At 67.8% G+C, this 15479-nt stretch carries 16 protein-coding genes; 12 read left to right on the top strand and 4 right to left on the bottom strand.

Translation table 11 applies throughout. From position 1 onward, the window contains the following. The first annotated feature begins 39 nt into the window (after positions 1 to 39). Both ACT3S6_RS04895 and ACT3S6_RS04890 read left to right on the top strand, forming a co-directional pair. Complete coding sequence (locus ACT3S6_RS04895) at positions 40 to 708, top strand: DUF5998 family protein (RefSeq protein ID WP_444554033.1); 669 nt, start codon at positions 40 to 42, stop codon at positions 706 to 708. A 5-nt stretch (positions 709 to 713) separates the two neighbouring features. Next, positions 714 to 1892 carry an alkaline phosphatase family protein gene (locus tag ACT3S6_RS04890; RefSeq protein WP_444554032.1) on the top strand — a complete coding sequence of 393 codons (1179 nt, stop codon included), beginning with the start codon at positions 714 to 716 and terminating at the stop codon, positions 1890 to 1892. A gap of 17 nt (positions 1893 to 1909) precedes the next feature. Here the strand turns inward: ACT3S6_RS04890 and sepH are convergent, their stop codons facing one another. Continuing rightward, the gene (gene sepH / locus ACT3S6_RS04885) at positions 1910 to 3070 is read right to left on the bottom strand and encodes a septation protein SepH (protein ID WP_444554031.1); all 1161 of its coding nucleotides are present in this window, start codon (positions 3068 to 3070) and stop codon (positions 1910 to 1912) included. Positions 3071 to 3330: 260 nt separating this feature from the next. Here sepH and ACT3S6_RS04880 point away from each other — a divergent pair, with 260 nt between their 5' ends. Together ACT3S6_RS04880 and ACT3S6_RS04875 are read left to right on the top strand one after the other, a co-directional pair. Next, complete coding sequence (locus ACT3S6_RS04880; RefSeq protein WP_444554030.1) at positions 3331 to 3453, top strand: hypothetical protein; 123 nt, start codon at positions 3331 to 3333, stop codon at positions 3451 to 3453. A 21-nt stretch (positions 3454 to 3474) separates the two neighbouring features. Next, positions 3475 to 3774: a DUF4193 domain-containing protein gene (locus tag ACT3S6_RS04875; protein WP_444554029.1), complete on the top strand. Its 300-nt coding sequence runs from the start codon at positions 3475 to 3477 to the stop codon at positions 3772 to 3774. A gap of 64 nt (positions 3775 to 3838) precedes the next feature. Here the strand turns inward: ACT3S6_RS04875 and ACT3S6_RS04870 are convergent, their stop codons facing one another. Then, entirely contained in the window at positions 3839 to 4312 is a 474-nt protein-coding gene (locus ACT3S6_RS04870) for a DUF3093 domain-containing protein (RefSeq protein WP_444554028.1), read from the bottom strand. 78 nt (positions 4313 to 4390) lie between these two features. On the opposite strand from ACT3S6_RS04870, the gene dut reads away from it, so the two are divergent. From dut to ACT3S6_RS04850, 4 genes are read left to right on the top strand one after another with little or no spacing between them, the layout of a single operon-like run. Then, positions 4391 to 4900, top strand: coding sequence for a dUTP diphosphatase (dut, locus tag ACT3S6_RS04865; RefSeq protein ID WP_444554027.1), 510 nt, complete (start codon positions 4391 to 4393; stop codon positions 4898 to 4900). 52 nt (positions 4901 to 4952) lie between these two features. Continuing rightward, positions 4953 to 5690, top strand: a complete 738-nt coding sequence (locus ACT3S6_RS04860) for a DUF3710 domain-containing protein (protein WP_444554026.1) — start codon at positions 4953 to 4955, stop codon at positions 5688 to 5690. Further along, positions 5683 to 6090, top strand: a complete 408-nt coding sequence (locus tag ACT3S6_RS04855; protein WP_444554025.1) for a hypothetical protein — start codon at positions 5683 to 5685, stop codon at positions 6088 to 6090. The genes ACT3S6_RS04860 and ACT3S6_RS04855 overlap by 8 nt, the downstream gene beginning before the upstream one ends. Next, positions 6087 to 6818 (top strand): DUF3159 domain-containing protein, encoded by a 732-nt coding sequence (locus tag ACT3S6_RS04850; RefSeq protein WP_444554024.1) that lies wholly within the window; start codon positions 6087 to 6089, stop codon positions 6816 to 6818. Before ACT3S6_RS04855 ends, ACT3S6_RS04850 begins: the two co-directional genes overlap by 4 nt. 76 nt (positions 6819 to 6894) lie before the next feature. On the opposite strand, the gene ACT3S6_RS04845 is transcribed toward ACT3S6_RS04850, so the two are convergent. Next, positions 6895 to 7608 (bottom strand): potassium channel family protein, encoded by a 714-nt coding sequence (locus ACT3S6_RS04845; protein WP_444554023.1) that lies wholly within the window; start codon positions 7606 to 7608, stop codon positions 6895 to 6897. Beyond that, on the bottom strand, positions 7605 to 8297 hold the full coding sequence (locus ACT3S6_RS04840) for a potassium channel family protein (RefSeq protein ID WP_444554022.1): 693 nt from the start codon (positions 8295 to 8297) through the stop codon (positions 7605 to 7607). The genes ACT3S6_RS04845 and ACT3S6_RS04840 overlap by 4 nt, the downstream gene beginning before the upstream one ends. A gap of 146 nt (positions 8298 to 8443) precedes the next feature. Between ACT3S6_RS04840 and ACT3S6_RS04835 the strand changes: the two genes are divergently transcribed. The 4 genes from ACT3S6_RS04835 (at position 8444) to ACT3S6_RS04820 (ending at position 15478) form a co-directional block, all read left to right on the top strand. After that, positions 8444 to 10477: an APC family permease gene (locus ACT3S6_RS04835; protein ID WP_444554021.1), complete on the top strand. Its 2034-nt coding sequence runs from the start codon at positions 8444 to 8446 to the stop codon at positions 10475 to 10477. After that, positions 10474 to 11850 (top strand): class I SAM-dependent RNA methyltransferase, encoded by a 1377-nt coding sequence (locus ACT3S6_RS04830; protein WP_444554020.1) that lies wholly within the window; start codon positions 10474 to 10476, stop codon positions 11848 to 11850. Before ACT3S6_RS04835 ends, ACT3S6_RS04830 begins: the two co-directional genes overlap by 4 nt. Before the next feature lie 113 nt (positions 11851 to 11963). Next, positions 11964 to 14669: an aconitate hydratase AcnA gene (acnA, locus tag ACT3S6_RS04825; protein ID WP_444554019.1), complete on the top strand. Its 2706-nt coding sequence runs from the start codon at positions 11964 to 11966 to the stop codon at positions 14667 to 14669. A gap of 104 nt (positions 14670 to 14773) precedes the next feature. Then, the gene (locus tag ACT3S6_RS04820) at positions 14774 to 15478 is read left to right on the top strand and encodes a GNAT family N-acetyltransferase (RefSeq protein WP_444554018.1); all 705 of its coding nucleotides are present in this window, start codon (positions 14774 to 14776) and stop codon (positions 15476 to 15478) included. The last annotated feature ends 1 nt before the right edge of the window (position 15479 follow it).

The following is a 15479-nucleotide window of genomic DNA, read 5'->3' as shown; positions in this document are numbered from 1 at the left end:
ACGGCCCGCCGACGGCACCGACACCGGTAGAGTGGGGTGATGTTCTCCCGTACTTCGGCCCCCGGCCGTGATCTGCACAGTGCCTTGGAACGAGCAGGGTTCTACCCGAAGCTCGTCGCGGACGTCGTTGAAGACGCCCTGGATGGGATGGAGCCGCTGGCCCATCTGGTCCAGCTCGAAACCCATATCGAACACACCGAGGTCCACCGCCATGTCACCGTGCTGGTGCTGACCTCCGAGGTCATGGTCATCGTGCACGTGGACGACCAGCAACTGGACGTGGCCGGCGACCAGGTCATGGCCCAGGTCTCCACGGAGACCGTGCCGATCGGCAGGATCTCCTCGGTGGTGCTCAGCTTCGTCTACCACCAGCCGCAGAACTACCGCACCAGCGACAAGAGCCGCGAACTGACCCTGGCCATCTCCTGGTCCGGCGGACAACGCGTCGATCTGGCCCCGGCAGGATGTGCCGACCCCCAATGTGAAGCCGACCACGGGTACACCGGGACGCTGCAGAAGGAGGACGTGGTGCTGCGGGTCAGCGCCGAAGCCGATGGCCTCCAGGCCGTCGAGGACGCCCGGTCCTTCGCCCGTGCCCTGCGCCAGGCCACCACGACCACGGCCTTGGATCATCGTCCGGTCGCTGCGGCCGAATCGCGGGCTCCCCGTCCTGCGGGACGGTTCGTCCGCGGCCACCACCAGGGCTGAACCGCGTGAGCACAGCCCGCCCCACCCGACTCGAACCCGCCGACCCGCTGCCCGCGCCGCCGCGCTACGGCACCGCCGATCTCTCGGTGGTGATGTCCAGCGCCGCCGCCGTCCTGGGAGTCCCCGGGTTCAGCAACGTCCTGTCCCTGCCCAAGGCCCGCAAGGTCTGCGTGGTGATGGCCGACGGTCTGGGTAAATCACTGCTGAAGGCGCGCTCGGGGCATGCCCCGTTCCTGCGCTCGAAGATGGCCAATTCACGGACGCTCGATGCCTCGTTCCCCACCACCACGGCGGCGTCGCTGTCGAGCCTGGGCACCGGTGTGCCCCCGGGCCGGCATGGCATCGTCGGGTACGACGTCGTTGATCCGGCGGTACCGCGGGTGGTGAACATGCTCGGGAACTGGCCGGAGGATCTGGATCCGGCGGTGTGGCAGCCGTATCCGACGGTGATGGACCAGGCCTCGGAGCATGTCCATGTGGCCACGGCGAGCCTGCCCCGCTTCAGCGATTCGGCCTTGACCCGCGCCTCGCTCAAGGGGGGCGAGTTCCTCCCGGCGGGCACCCCCCAGGCCCGGGTGCGGGCCGCCACCGAAGCCCTGGCCGCCCACGATCGGTCATTGGTGTACTGCTACTGGAACGAACTTGATAAGGCTGGGCATAAATTCGGCAGCGATTCGCCCCAATGGCTCAGCGAGCTGGAGGAACTCGACGCGAACATGCGCACCCTGGCCCAACGGGTCCCGGCGGGCACGTTGTTGCTGCTGGTCGCCGACCACGGCATGGTCGACGTGCGGCCCGAAGCGCGCATCGACTATTCACGGGATCCGGAACTGCTGGAGGGGATCGCCCTGACGGCGGGGGAACCGCGGGCAGTGCAACTGCACTTCAGCCATGACGCCACCGAAGCGACCCGCGCCGCGCTGATCCGGAACTGGAAGGAGGCCTTCGGGGCGAAGGCCTGGGTCATCACCCGGGACGAGGCCATCGACCACGGCTACTTCGGGGAAGTGGACGAGCGGGTCAGATCACGGATCGGTGATGTGCTGGTCCTGGCCAGCGGGGAACTGGCACTCTTCGACGGCCGGCGGGTTTCACCCCGGGCCATGGAAATGATCGGCCAGCACGGGTCAATGACGCGGGCCGAGCGGGAGATCCCGCTCCTGACCCTGGCCACCCCGAAGTAGCCCGGGGCGCCGGGGCGCTAGTCGCGCTTCTTGCCCTTGCCGAAGACGATCTCGTCCCAGCTGGGCACCGAGGAGCGCTTGGCCTTCTTGCGCCCCTGGCCGCCGTCGTCCTCGGAGTCCTCGTGACGGGTCACGGTATCCTCGGCGTGGCGGAAATCCGCGGCCGAGAGACCGGGCACGACGGTGTATTCACTGGTGTTCGTGCTGACCCCGTCATGCAGATGCGGCAGCTCGTCATCATCGTCGTCATGCGGTGGAACGATTCCCAGGCGACGGGCTTCGCCCTCATCGGCGAAATCCTCGTCCCGCGGATGGGCGGCGGGGATGGACCCCTGGGACAGCATCATCGCCAGGGCGTCGTCGCCTTCCTCGTCCACACCGAGTCGTTGTCCCCGGCGGGCGCGCAGCACGTCGAGTAGTTCCTCGGCCTCCGGATCGCCCGGGGAGGTCGCCGCCGCGTCGGGGCCCTGCGGGTCATGGCCGGCGTCGGACTCGAAATCAAAAGGCCGGTCGGCCACGGCAGTGAGGCGACGATTGGTGAACGCGTTCTCCACCGGTTCCAGTTCGCTGAGGACCTGGGCCCAGCGGTTGGCGTTCTGCAGGGACTTACGGGCCGGATGGAAGACCCACATGGCCGGGGGCTCTTCGCCGATGCTGGCATCGGTTTCCGAGCCCGAGGCATCGAATTCAGCCGAGATGTTCCAGGAGCCGTCGCTGCGGCGCCAGGCATCCCACACCAGGGAGGCGGCGCTGACGCCCAAGGCATTGAGCCGGACGTCGACCATCTCCCCGAGCGAGGCCGGCTCATCGCCGAAGGCCGAACGGTAGGTGTCATGGGCCTGGGGGGCGGAGACCTCCACCCCACGGGCCTGTTGGGCGACGTAGTCGCGTTCGGCGCGGACGGGACCTTCGTACCGCAGCACGCGGTCCAACGGGAAGCCCGATTCCTCGGCAACCTCCTCGGCGGTGGCGCCGTTGCGGATCCGGGTCTGGATCTCCCGGGGGGAGAACGCCGCCGGTTCCTGTTCCGCGCCCGACGCGGCGGGTCGGCCAATGGGCCGGGCAGTGGCGGCGCGGAGCGCCTCGTCGATGCGCAGCACGAAGCTGGACCCATCGTCACTGCTCAACAGCAGGTGCTCGCCATCCTCTTGGACACCTACGAGCCGAAGTTGCTGCATACTTTCCCTCCACGGACGCTCACGTACGGATACGACTCTGCCACCGGGTGGGTGGAAAAGTCATTATTTGCCCTGGTGTGGCGCGGTTAGTTTACTCTCAGGCGGCCCCGGGAACCGCGGGGGAACCCCTGATCTGCGGGCCGGGGCCACGGCGGGGCGCCGGCCTCATCCCCCGGGCCCCGGTCACGGGGCGCGGGTCATTGGCTTTTTACCCCCCGATGGTGAACAATCTGTGCGTTGCGGGCACAAAATGCGCCCCGGTGGCGTTGTACCTTGAGGGTCGGGAACGCCGGGCCGCCCCCGATCGACTCGAACCCGCACCACGGCCCGATGCTGCTGCAGCAACGGTGCCGGGGACCTGGACGGCCCCCATCGAGCAATGACCGGAGCGTGATGGAGAGACTATGGCGACAGACTACGACGCGCCGCGGAAGACCGACGACGAACCCAACCAGGAATCGTTGGAGGAACTGAAGGGTCGCGGCAAGGGCCACCAGTCACCGGTGGTCGACGAGGACGAGACCGAGCTGGCCGAAGGCTATGAGCTGCCCGGGGCCGATCTCTCCGGCGAGGAACTCCTGGTCCGGGTCCTCCCCGCCCAGACCGACGAATTCACCTGCGCTTCCTGCTTCCTGGTCCGACACCGGTCCCAGGTGGCGAAGGAAAAGGGCGGGCTGTTCTACTGCAAGGACTGCGAGGGCTGAGGCCTTCGACGGCCCCGCACCCCGGGGTCCCGCCGGGGCGAGAGGCCGGGAGGGGGAGCCGGGTCTAGGCGCGTGCGGTCTGCTGCAGCGCCCTGACCAGCTCCTCCGGGCGACGGGTCGAAGCCAGCCAATAGGGGGTGGCATCGAGCGGATCAACGATCTCCAGCTTCACGACCGGGTCGATCCAGCCGCGCAGGCACAAATAGGCGGTCCCGTCCAGGGCCGGGCCCCGTGCATGGGTGGCTTCCTCGCCGCGATGGGCGGAGACCTCGCCGATGTAGCGGCACTCGATGCTGGCCCGGCCGACCTTGAACCACTCCCGGGTCAGGCTGATGGTCGGGGTCAGGGCCAGCAGCGTGGCACCGACGGCGATGAACACGACGATTCCCACGATGATGGAAACGTTCAGGTTGATGGGAAGGACCATCGCCGTGCCGGCGAAACCGGTGCCCACCACGAGGATCCACATCCACCAGGCCGGCCACAGTTTTTCGCGGAAGATCTCGGGGGACGCTGCAGGAGGGGTCGAATCAGGCATGACACCAGCTTAGTTCGCCCAGAGCCTGTCGTGGACACATTGGGGCTGGACGGCAATCGGGCTAGAGTGAACACGGTCATGACCCTCAACGCCCTGGAGAATCCGGCTACGATGCCCGAGCAGCCCACCACCACCCTTGACGTCCAGCTGAAGATGCTCGACCCCGGACTGGAGCCGCCGTCGTATGCCCATCCCGGGGATGCCGGCGCCGATCTGCGCACCCGCGAGGATGTCGTCCTGGCTCCGGGGGAACGGAAGCTGGTCCCCACCGGAGTGGCCATCGCCTTGCCCCCGGGGTTCGTCGCCCTGGTCCACCCGCGGTCGGGGCTAGCCACGAAAAAGGGGTTGAGCATCGTCAACGCCCCGGGAACCGTCGACGCCGGCTACCGCGGTGAGTTGTGCGTGACCCTGCTGAACACCGACACCCGGACGCCGATCGAACTCAACCGTGGCGACCGGATCGCCCAGCTGCTCATCCAGCGCGTGGAGCATGCGGCGTTCATCCCCGTCGCGGAACTACCCGAATCGGTGCGCGGCGCCGGGGGCTTCGGCTCGACCGGAGGATTCGCCGACGCCGCAGCTCGCTGAGCCACCACCCCTACTTCACCACCTGCGGCCCGTCGGGCCGGGAGGAGCAACGATGATTTTCAAACGCCGCAATAATTCAACGAACGACGACGCCGCCACCGGGGACGAGCAGGTCCAGGACACGGATTCCGTCGCCGCCGGGAACGAACAAGGACCCTTCGATCTGGAGGATGCCCCGGAACACGGACACTACATCGACCTCGGGGCCCTGAAGATAGAACCGGTCGAAGGCATGCAGCTGCGCCTGGAAGTCGAAGAAGGCTCCCAACGGGTCATTGCCGCCGCCCTTGAACTGGACGGTTCACGCCTGCAGCTCCAGGTCTTCGCCGCCCCGAAGTCCAGCGGCCTCTGGGAGGGGATCTCCTCCCAGATCGAGGAGAGCATCGGGGAGCAGAACGGCAAGATCGATCGCGTCGAAGGACGGTTCGGCACCGAACTGGTGGCCCGCGTACCCGCGGACGGCCCCGATGGCGAGCAGGGATACATGGTCGCCAGGTTCATCGGCATCGACGGGGGACGCTGGTTCCTGCGTGCCGTGGTCGGCGGTCCGGCCACCCTGGACCGCGCCCAGGCCGAACGCCTCGAGGACCGTCTGGCCCGGGTGGTCGTCGAACGCGGCGACCAGCCGATGCCGCCCCAGGAACTGCTCCCGTTGACGATGCCGGCCGGTGCCGTGACCCGGTCGGCGACCGACACCGACGAGGAGACCGAGGAAAAGACGGACACCAGCAGCGAACGTTCACTGCAGGGTCGGCCCGAACGCGGACCGGAGATCACCGAAATTGGCTGAGCGTGGCGTCGCAGCCCGACGCCGCGGCCTGGCCTCCCGACCCGGTGGATACACCGGGGCCGATGAACCGGAACGCTGCTCCGCCCTGGCCCGGCTCCCCGAACGGGGGCGGGTGCTTGCCCGCGGCTTCGTGGAGAACATCAGGATCCTGCCCAGCGCCCAGGCCCCGGTCTTCACCGCCGGAATCGTCGACGCACCGGCCCCACCCGGGGGACGACGCTCCCCGGTGGCACGGATCGTGCTGGTCTGGAACGGCCAGCGCCGGGTCCCGGGCATCGAAGCGGGCACCCGCCTGCTGTTCGAGGGGATGATCGCCCGCGTCGACGGGGTGCCCACCATCTACAACCCCCGGTACGAGATCCTGCCCGAGGACGACCACGACGTGGAGGACCAGGTATGAGCCAGCACCCCGAGGGGGAGCCGACCGCAGATGACGGCCACGACCAGGCTGAGGATCTCGGACGTCGATTGGCTGAAGGCTCGGGCATCCACCGGACCGCCGCGGGACAGGTCGATGTCCTGAAGACCGTGGGCGGCATCCGCGGCCTGATCGAGGCACTGTTGCCGGGAATCGTCTTCCTGGTGGTCTTCATGGTGTTGCGGGAACTGAACCCGGCACTGATTTCCTCGCTGGCCATCGCGGCCGTCTTCACCATCGCCCGGCTGGTGCGCAAAACAGGGTTGACCCAGGCGTTGACCGGGCTGTTCGGTGTGCTGATCTGCGCCGTGTTCGCCCGCACCACCGGCAACGCCCGGGACTTCTACGTGCCCGGCTTCTACACTAACGGCGCCTACCTGGTGGCCTTCGTGGTGTCCATCCTGGTCCGCTGGCCGCTCATGGGCCTGGTCTTCGGTTTCATCCGCGGTGAAGGCATCGAATGGCGGGCCCAGCGGGCCCGCCGCCTCTCCTACGCGGTGGCCACCTGGATCATCGCCGGGGTCATGGCGGCCCGGCTGCTGGTGCAGCTGCCGCTGTATGCGGCGGAGAACATCGAGGCGCTGGGAGCGGCGCGCATCGTGATGGGCATCCCGCTCTATGCCATGGGGCTCTGGCTGGCCTGGCTGGTCTCCCGGCCGTCGACGGCGCTGGACGCCGAGCCCGGACCGCAGCAGGCCCCGCAGGACTGACTCGGCAGGGCTGATCCTCCGGGGCTGGTCCCACCGGGCCGGCCCCCGGGGCGGCCCGGGGCCACCCCGCCGCGGCTCAGTCGCGGAAGGCGTCCGAGGCGTCCTGGGATTCGTCGTCGTTCCGTGATCTGGTATCCAGGCGCAGGACGGCCCGCAGATCGTCCTCGGCGGCGATTGCGGTGATGAAGAACAGCTCATCGCCCCCTTCGATCACGTCATCGGGGCTCGGGGTGATCGCCAGGTCATCACGCAGGATCGCCACGACCGCGGTGTCCTGCGGCCACGGGACCTCACCCAGGGTGCTGCCGATCAATGCCGCATCGGTGGGGACCGTGAACTCGACCATGGAGGTCACCCCGGTCTGCAGCGTCAGCAACCGCACCACGTCCCCGACCTCGACCGCTTCCTCCACGAGGGCGGTCATCATGCGCGGGGTGCTCACGGCCACGTCGACGCCCCAGGCGTCGTCGAAGAGCCAATCGTTCTTCGGGTTGTTGACCCGGCCCACGGTCCGCCCGACCCCGAATTCGCTTTTGGCCAGCAGGGAGACGACCAGGTTGACCTTATCGTCGCCGGTGGCCGAAACCACCACGTCGACATCGGACAGATGGGCGTCCTTGAGCGTGGTGAGCTCGCAGGCATCCCCGAACAGCCAGGTGGCACCCTGGACGCCGCTGCGCCCGACGACTTCAGGCTTCTCATCGATCAACAGGACGTCGTGACCGTGGGAGAGGAGTTCCTTGGCGATGGAGGAGCCGACGCTGCCGGCCCCCGCGATGACGATCTTCACTGGTTCTCCTCGTCGTCGGGCAACTGGGTGGTGGGGGCCTTGGAAAGTATCCTGTCGATCTCTCCCAGGGAGGCGACGGCCATCATGGCGTGCAGGATGTCGCCTTGCTGCAGCCGGGCATCGGGGCGGGGGATCTGGCCCTCGCCGAACCGGGTCAGATAGGCCACCCGGATCCCCGAGACCTCCTCGATTTCGGCCAGGCTGCGTCCGTACCACTGGTCATGGACCGACACCTCGCCGAGGATCAGCCGGCCCGAGGCTTCACGGAAATCGCCGTTGATGCCTTGTTCGGGCAGGACCCGACGCAGGACCTGGTCGGCGCTCCAGCGCACCGCCGCCACGGTGGGGATCCCCAGCCGCTGGTAGATCTCGGCCCGCCCCGGGTCGTAGATCCGGGCGACCACATGGGGGACGTGGTAGTTTTCGCGGGCCACCCGGGTGGCCAGGATGTTCGAGTTGTCGCCGCTGGAGACCGCCGCGAAGGCGTAGGCGTTGGAGATGTCCGCCCGTTCCAGGGTTTCCCGGTCGAAGCCGACCCCGCTGACCTTCTGGCCGGTGAATCCGCGCCGTAGACGACGGAACGCCCGGTCGTCCTGGTCGATGATCGCCACGGTGTGTCCGGCGTCGTCCAAGGTGTGGGCCAACGTGACGCCGACGCGCCCGCACCCCATGATGACGAAATGGGCCATGCCTTGCTCCCCGCGATTGTCCTGCTGACGGCGGGGCCTTTCCGACCCCGATGATGGCTCCCAGTCTCCCACGCGGGAAGCGTGCAGGAGCCGGTGGCGGTGCGGCGTGTATGACAGATATGCCGTTCACGGGCTAGCTTTGACTGGTGCTGACGTTCCTCGACGCGCTGAAACGGATCCTGGTTGGCAGACCATTCCGCACCGAACGGCTGAAGCAGGCGCCCCTGCGCCGCCGGCTGGCGCTTCCCCTGCTGTCCTCCAACGCGCTGTCTTCCGTGGCCTACGCCCCCGATGAAGTCCTCATGACCCTGGCCATCGCCGGACTGTCGGCGATCTACTTCTCGCCGCTGATCGGCATCGCCATCATGGCGGTGATGATGGTGATCATCGCGTCCTACCGGCAATCGGTGAAGGCCTACCCCTCGGGACGCGGGGACTATGAGATCGCCAGCGTCAACCTCGGGCCCCGGGCCGGCACCACGGTGGCCTCGGCCCTGCTGGTCGACTTCGTCTTGACCGTGGCGGTGTCCATGTCCGCCGCCGCACACTACGTCGTCGCGGCCTTCCCGGGGCTGGACGGGCACCAATCGCTGCTCGCCGGTGCCGGCGTCGTGATCCTGGCGCTGCTGAACCTGCGCGGGCTGGGCCGGTCTCGGCTGGGCAACGCGTTGCCGACCTATCTGTTCATCGGCGCGATGCTGGTGATGATCCTCACCGGCACGATCAGTGCCGCCATGGGCCGGTTGGGCTCGGCCCCCAGCGCAGGGTTCGAGATCCTGCCGCAGCAGGGCTACGACCCGGCACTGACCGGACTGCTGGGCGCCGTGTTGGTGCTGCGCGCCTTCTCCACCGGCTCGGCGGCACTGACGGGGATCGAAGCGCCCATCAGCAACGTCCAGAACCTGGCCCGGCCGCGCGCCCGGAACGCCGCATCGATCCTGCTGCTGCTGGGCCTCATCGCCACGGTACTGACCCTGGGCACCATGTTCCTGGCCCGCGCCGCCCGGGTGCATATGGTCGAGGACCCGCAACGGAACCTTGCGGTCGACGGCGGATCGATCCCGGGGGACTACATCCAGAACCCGGTGCTCAGCCAGCTGGCCCACGCCGTCTTCGGCGGCGGTAGCGTCGGTTTCTACATCATCCTGGCCGTCACCGTCGCCGTGCTGGGCATGGCCGGGCATTCCGCATTCAGCTCCTTCCCCAACCTGGCCTCGCATCTGGCCACCGACGGCTATCTTCCCCGGCAGCTGCGGACCCGGGGGGACCGGCTTGGGTTCAGCAACGGCATCATCGCCCTGGGCGTCGGGGCCCTGGTGCTGGTGTTGGTGTTCGGCGCCCATGTGGCGACCCTGATCCAGCTCTACGTCGTGGGGGTCTTCGTCTCCTTCACGCTCAGCCAGCTGGGCATGGTCAGGCACTGGAGCCGGCAACTGGCCAGCACCGCCAACCAGCGGGTACGCCACCGGATCATGCGCTCGCGCCTGCTGAACCTCGTCGGGTTCGTCCTCACCGCCGCCGTGCTGGTGATCGTGCTGGTCACCAAATTCATCTTCGGTGCCTGGTTGGCCGTGGTGGCGATCCTGGCGATGTATCTGATCATGTCCTCGATCCACGCCCACTATGCGGCGGTCGACCGTGAACTGGCGGTCGACGGGCGAGGCACCGCCAAGGCCCTTCCGGCCCGCGTGCATGCCCTGATACTCGTGTCGACGCTGCGCAAACCGGTGCTGCGGGCGGTGGCCTTCGCCCGGGCCGGCCGCCCCTCGAAGCTCGATGCCATCATCGTGGACATCGACCAGGATGCCACGGAACGCACCGTGGCCGAATGGGAGCGGTTGCAGATCCCGGTGCCGATCACCGTGCTCGCCTCGCCCTACCGCGAGACGGCGGCGCCGATCATCGACTACATCAAGACCATCAAATCCAATTCACCCCGTGACCTGGTGGTCGTCTACATCCCCGAATACGTGGTCGGACGCTGGTGGGAGCAGCTGGTGCACAACCAGACGGCGTTGCGCATCAAGACCCGGCTGCATTTCGTCCCGGGCGTCGTGGTCGCCAGCGTCCCCTGGCAACTCTCGGAGGAAACCCACGGGCGGGCACTCTTCGAACACGAGCGCGGGATCACCGGGACCGAAGGCCAACCACGAGAGCACGACGGCGGGAGCAGCAGGTGAGCCAGCAGGAAGAACCGGCGACGGGCGATCTGATCGAGGTCGAGATCGGCGCCCCCGCCCATGGGGGCCACTTCGTCGCCAGGTACCAGGGCCGGGTGGTCTTCGTCCGCCATGCGTTGCCCGGTGAACGGGTCCGGGCCCGGTTGACCGACGCCGGGCAGGAGGCCCGCTTCTGGCGGGCCGACGCGGTGGAGATGCTGGAGGCCTCCGCGCACCGGGTACCGCATTTCTGGCCCGAAGCCGATGCCATCGCCCGCCACGCCGCGGGGGAGTTGCCGGTCGGCGGGGCCGAGTTCGGGCATGCGGAGCTTGGATACCAGCGGGAACTGAAATCCGCGGTCGTCCGCGAACAACTTGAACGATTGGCCGGTCTGGATGCCGACGACGTCGGCTTCACCGGGGTCGAGGCCGCGCCGGGCGAGCGCGGGGACGGACTGGGCTGGAGGACCCGGGCGGCCTTCAGCGTCGACGCGTCGGGACGACTGGCCATGAACGCCCACCATTCCGACCGGCTCGTCCCCATCCGCGACCTGCCGCTGGCCGTGGCGGCGATCAACGACCTGTCGTTGGCCGAGTTGCCGTTGCGCGGGCTGGACCGGATCGAGGTCGCGGCCGGTTCGGCCGGCGGGGCACCGCTGGTGCTCCTCGTCGAACGGGCCGATGCCACCCCGGGAGCCGCGACACGCCTGGCCAAGGCCCTGCCCGAGGGCAGCAACGCGGCGCTGATCACCCAACACGGCGGTGCGGCGGCCGACGGGGCGGGAACCCTGCACCGACTGCGCGGCAGGACCTGGGTGGCCGAACAGGCCGCCGGGGAAACCTACCGGGTCACCGGGGAGGGGTTCTGGCAGATCCACCGCAGTGCCCCCGACGCCCTGAACGACGCCGTCCAAGCGATCCTGGACCCGCAACCGGGCCAGGCCTGTGCCGACCTCTATGCCGGCGCCGGACTGTTCACCGTGCCCTTGGCCCGCGCCGTCGGGGCGCAGGGGATCGTCCTGTCGATCGAAGGGGCCCCGGGAACCAGCAAAGATGCCCGCCGCAACATCCAGGGGCTGGACCAGGTCCTGATCCGCCAGGGCCGGGTGGAAAAGATCCTGCGTGCCGAGGTGGCCCGGTTGCCCCGGGGCCTGGACGGTGTGGTGCTGGATCCGCCACGCACCGGCCTCGGACGGGCCGGGGTGGCCGCCGTCAGCGCCGCCCGACCGGGACGGATCGCCTACGTTTCCTGCGATCCGGCGTCGTTCTCTCGGGATCTACGCGACTTTGCCGCGAAGGGCTACGCCACCGAATCGGTACGGGCCCTGGATCTCTACCCGCATACCCACCACGTGGAGTGCGTGGCGGCGCTGGTCCCTTCGGCCAACGGATAGACTGGGGGCAGCTCTGCCGCAATCCCATCGTGCTTCCCGGCCGGTTAGGTTCGCCTTACTGGCGGGATGCCCGTGCGTGCAACAAAGATGAAAGTCTGGCGAGAGGAGTCCCAGTGAGTAATGTGGACAGCTTTGGTGCCAAGGGCGTATTGGACGTCCAAGGCAACGAATATGAAATTTTCCGGCTGAACGCGGTCGAGGGCAGCGACAGCCTTCCGTACAGCCTTAAGATCCTTCTGGAGAACCTGCTTCGGACCGAGGACGGCAAGAACATCACTGCCGACCACGTTCGTGCGCTGGCCCAGTGGGATCAGAACGCCCAGCCAAGCACGGAGATCCAGTTCACTCCGGCCCGCGTGCTGATGCAGGACTTCACCGGTGTGCCGTGTGTGGTCGACCTGGCCACCATGCGTGAAGCCGTCGAGGACCTGGGTGGTGACCCGACCCGGGTGAACCCGCTGGCTCCCGCGGAAATGGTGATCGACCACTCCGTCCAGATCGACGTGTTCGGTAATAAGGACGCCATCGAACGCAATATGGAGATCGAGTACCAGCGCAATGGCGAGCGGTACCAGTTCCTGCGTTGGGGCCAGACGGCGTTCGATGACTTCAAGGTCGTCCCCCCGGGCACCGGCATCGTGCACCAGGTCAATATCGAGTACCTGGCCCGCACGGTCATGACCCGCGAGGTCGACGGCAAGCTGCGCGCCTACCCCGACTCCTGCGTCGGCACCGACTCGCACACCACCATGGTCAATGGCCTGGGTGTGCTGGGCTGGGGCGTCGGCGGCATCGAGGCCGAGGCGGCCATGCTCGGCCAGCCCGTCTCCATGCTGATCCCGCGGGTGGTGGGCTTCAAGCTCGCCGGCTCCATCCCCGCAGGTGCCACCGCGACCGACGTCGTCCTCACGATCACCGAGAAGCTGCGCCAGCACGGCGTGGTCGGCAAATTCGTCGAGTTCTACGGCGAAGGCGTCGCCCAGGTGCCGCTGGCCAACCGCGCCACGATCGGCAACATGTCCCCGGAGTTCGGCTCCACCGCAGCCATGTTCCCCATCGACGACGTGACCCTGGACTACCTGCGCCTGACCGGCCGCTCCGAAGAGAACGTCGCCCTCGTGGAGGCCTACACCAAGGAACAGGGCCTCTGGCACGACCCGTCCAAGGAACTGCGTTTCTCCGAGTACCTCGAGCTGGACCTGTCCACCGTGGTTCCCTCCATCGCCGGCCCGAAGCGTCCCCAGGACCGCATCGAGCTGACCAGCGCGAAGGAACAGTTCCGCAAGGACATCCACAACTACGCCGCCGGTGACGCCGACGATCGCAACGTGGGCCGTCCCTCGAAGTCCGTGGACGTGAAGACCGCCGATGGCCGCGAATTCTCGCTGGACCACGGCATCGTCTCCATCGCCTCGATCACCTCGTGCACCAACACGTCCAACCCCTCGGTGATGCTCGCAGCAGCCCTGCTCGCCCGCAACGCCGTGGACAAGGGCCTGGCCTCGAAGCCGTGGGTCAAGACCTCCGTCGCCCCCGGCTCCAAGGTCGTCACCGACTACTACGAGAAGTCCGGCCTGAGCCCGTACCTGGAGAAGCTCGGCTTCTACATCGTCGGCTACGGCTGCACGACCTGCATCGGCAACTCAGGCCCATTGGAAGCGGAGATCGCCGAAGCCATTCAGGCCAACGACCTCTCCGTCACCTCGGTCCTCTCCGGTAACCGCAACTTCGAAGGCCGGATCAACCCGGACGTGAAGATGAACTACCTGGCCTCCCCGCCGCTGGTCATCGCCTATGCCCTGGCCGGGACCATGGACTTCGACTTCGAATCCGAGCCACTGGGCCAGGACGACGCCGGAACCGACGTCTTCCTGAAGGACATCTGGCCGAACCCGGTCGAGGTCCAGCAGGTCATGGACGCCTCCATCGACAAGGACATGTTCGCCAAGGGCTACGAGGGGGTCTTTGACGGCGACGACCGCTGGAAGGCGCTGGATACCCCGGCTGGCAACACCTTCGAATGGGCCGAGGATTCCACCTACGTGCGCAAGCCCCCATACTTCGATGGCATGAAGGCACAGCCGGAGCCGGTCTCCGACATCGACGGTGCCCGCGTGCTGCTGAAGCTGGGCGATTCGGTCACCACCGACCACATCTCCCCGGCCGGCTCGTTCAAGTCCGATTCCCCGGCGGGACAGTACCTGCTGGCCAATGGCGTGGATCGTAAGGACTTCAACTCCTACGGCTCCCGTCGTGGTAACCACGAGGTCATGATCCGCGGTACGTTCGCGAACATCCGCATCCGCAACCAGCTCCTGGACAACATCGAGGGTGGCTTCACCCGCGACTTCACCCAGGACGGCGGACCGCAGAACACGGTCTTCGACGCGGCGACGAACTACGCAGCCGAAGGGACCCCGCTGGTCGTGCTGGCCGGCAAGGAATACGGTTCCGGCTCCTCACGTGACTGGGCCGCCAAGGGCACCGCACTGTTGGGCGTCAAGGCCGTCCTGGCCGAGAGCTACGAGCGGATCCACCGCTCGAACCTCATCGGGATGGGCGTGCTGCCGCTGCAGTTCCCCGAGGGCGAGTCCACCTCGACCCTGGGGTTGGACGGCACCGAGTCCTTCTCGATCGCCGGTGTGACCGAACTCAACGAGGGGACCACCCCCTCCACGCTGAAGGTCACCGCCACCGCGCAAGACGGCTCCACCCAGTCATTCGATGCCGTGCTGCGCATCGATACCCCCGGTGAGGCCGACTACTACCGCAACGGCGGCATCCTGCAGTACGTGCTGCGTCAGATCTCCGGCAGCTAACCGCAGATCCACCGCAGACGGGGCGGGCCATCCGGGATACCGGGTGGCCCGCCCTTTTGCGTGCCCGGGCCCGGCTGGCGCGGCGGGGGTTATAGGATTTGGAGATGGACGCACTGACCGACTCGTGGCCGCTCTTCGGCCTGCACCTGTCCACTCCGCGCCTGGAGCTGCGGGCGATCACCGACGAGGACCTGCCGGCCTTCCAAGCTGCCGGGCTCAGCGGCATCCACGAGCCCGGGCGCAGCCCCTTCTCCCTTCCCTGGACCGACGTCCCCGATGCCGAGCTGCCGGCGAACATGGCCCGCCATGTGTGGCGGACCCGCGCCCAGACGCAGCCCGGGGACTGGACGCTGTCCTTCGGGGTCTGGCATGAAGGCGAACTGGTGGGGATGCAGGATCTGCTGGGGCAGGATTTCGCCCGGATGCGACTGGTCACCACCGGCTCCTGGTTGACTCGTTCGGCCCAAGGACGGGGCATCGGTACGGAGATGCGCACCGCCGTCGTGCTCTATGCCTTCGACCACCTCGGTGCCCAGGTGGCCGAATCCGACGCCGCCAGCTGGAACCTCTCCTCGTTGGGGGTCTCGCGCGCCGTGGGATACCAGGACAACGGGGTGACCCGGCGGATGTGGGGCGACTCCGCCCAGGAGGTACAACGAGTGCGGCTGACCTCCGAGCTCCTGCGGCGGCCCGACTGGTCGCTGCAGGTCACCGGGCACGACGCCGCCGCCACTTTCCTCGGTTTGCCTGAGTCCGCGCAGGCGGTGCCGGGTCGAGAACCCGTCGCCGTGCGCAGTACGATGGAATGAT

Origin of the sequence: Arthrobacter sp. AOP36-C1-22 (assembly GCF_052377515.1) — a bacterium.
GTDB lineage: Bacteria > Actinomycetota > Actinomycetes > Actinomycetales > Micrococcaceae > Arthrobacter_H.
The sequence above is the reverse complement of the archived record's forward strand: the minus strand, read 5'-3'. Positions and strand labels throughout refer to the sequence as shown.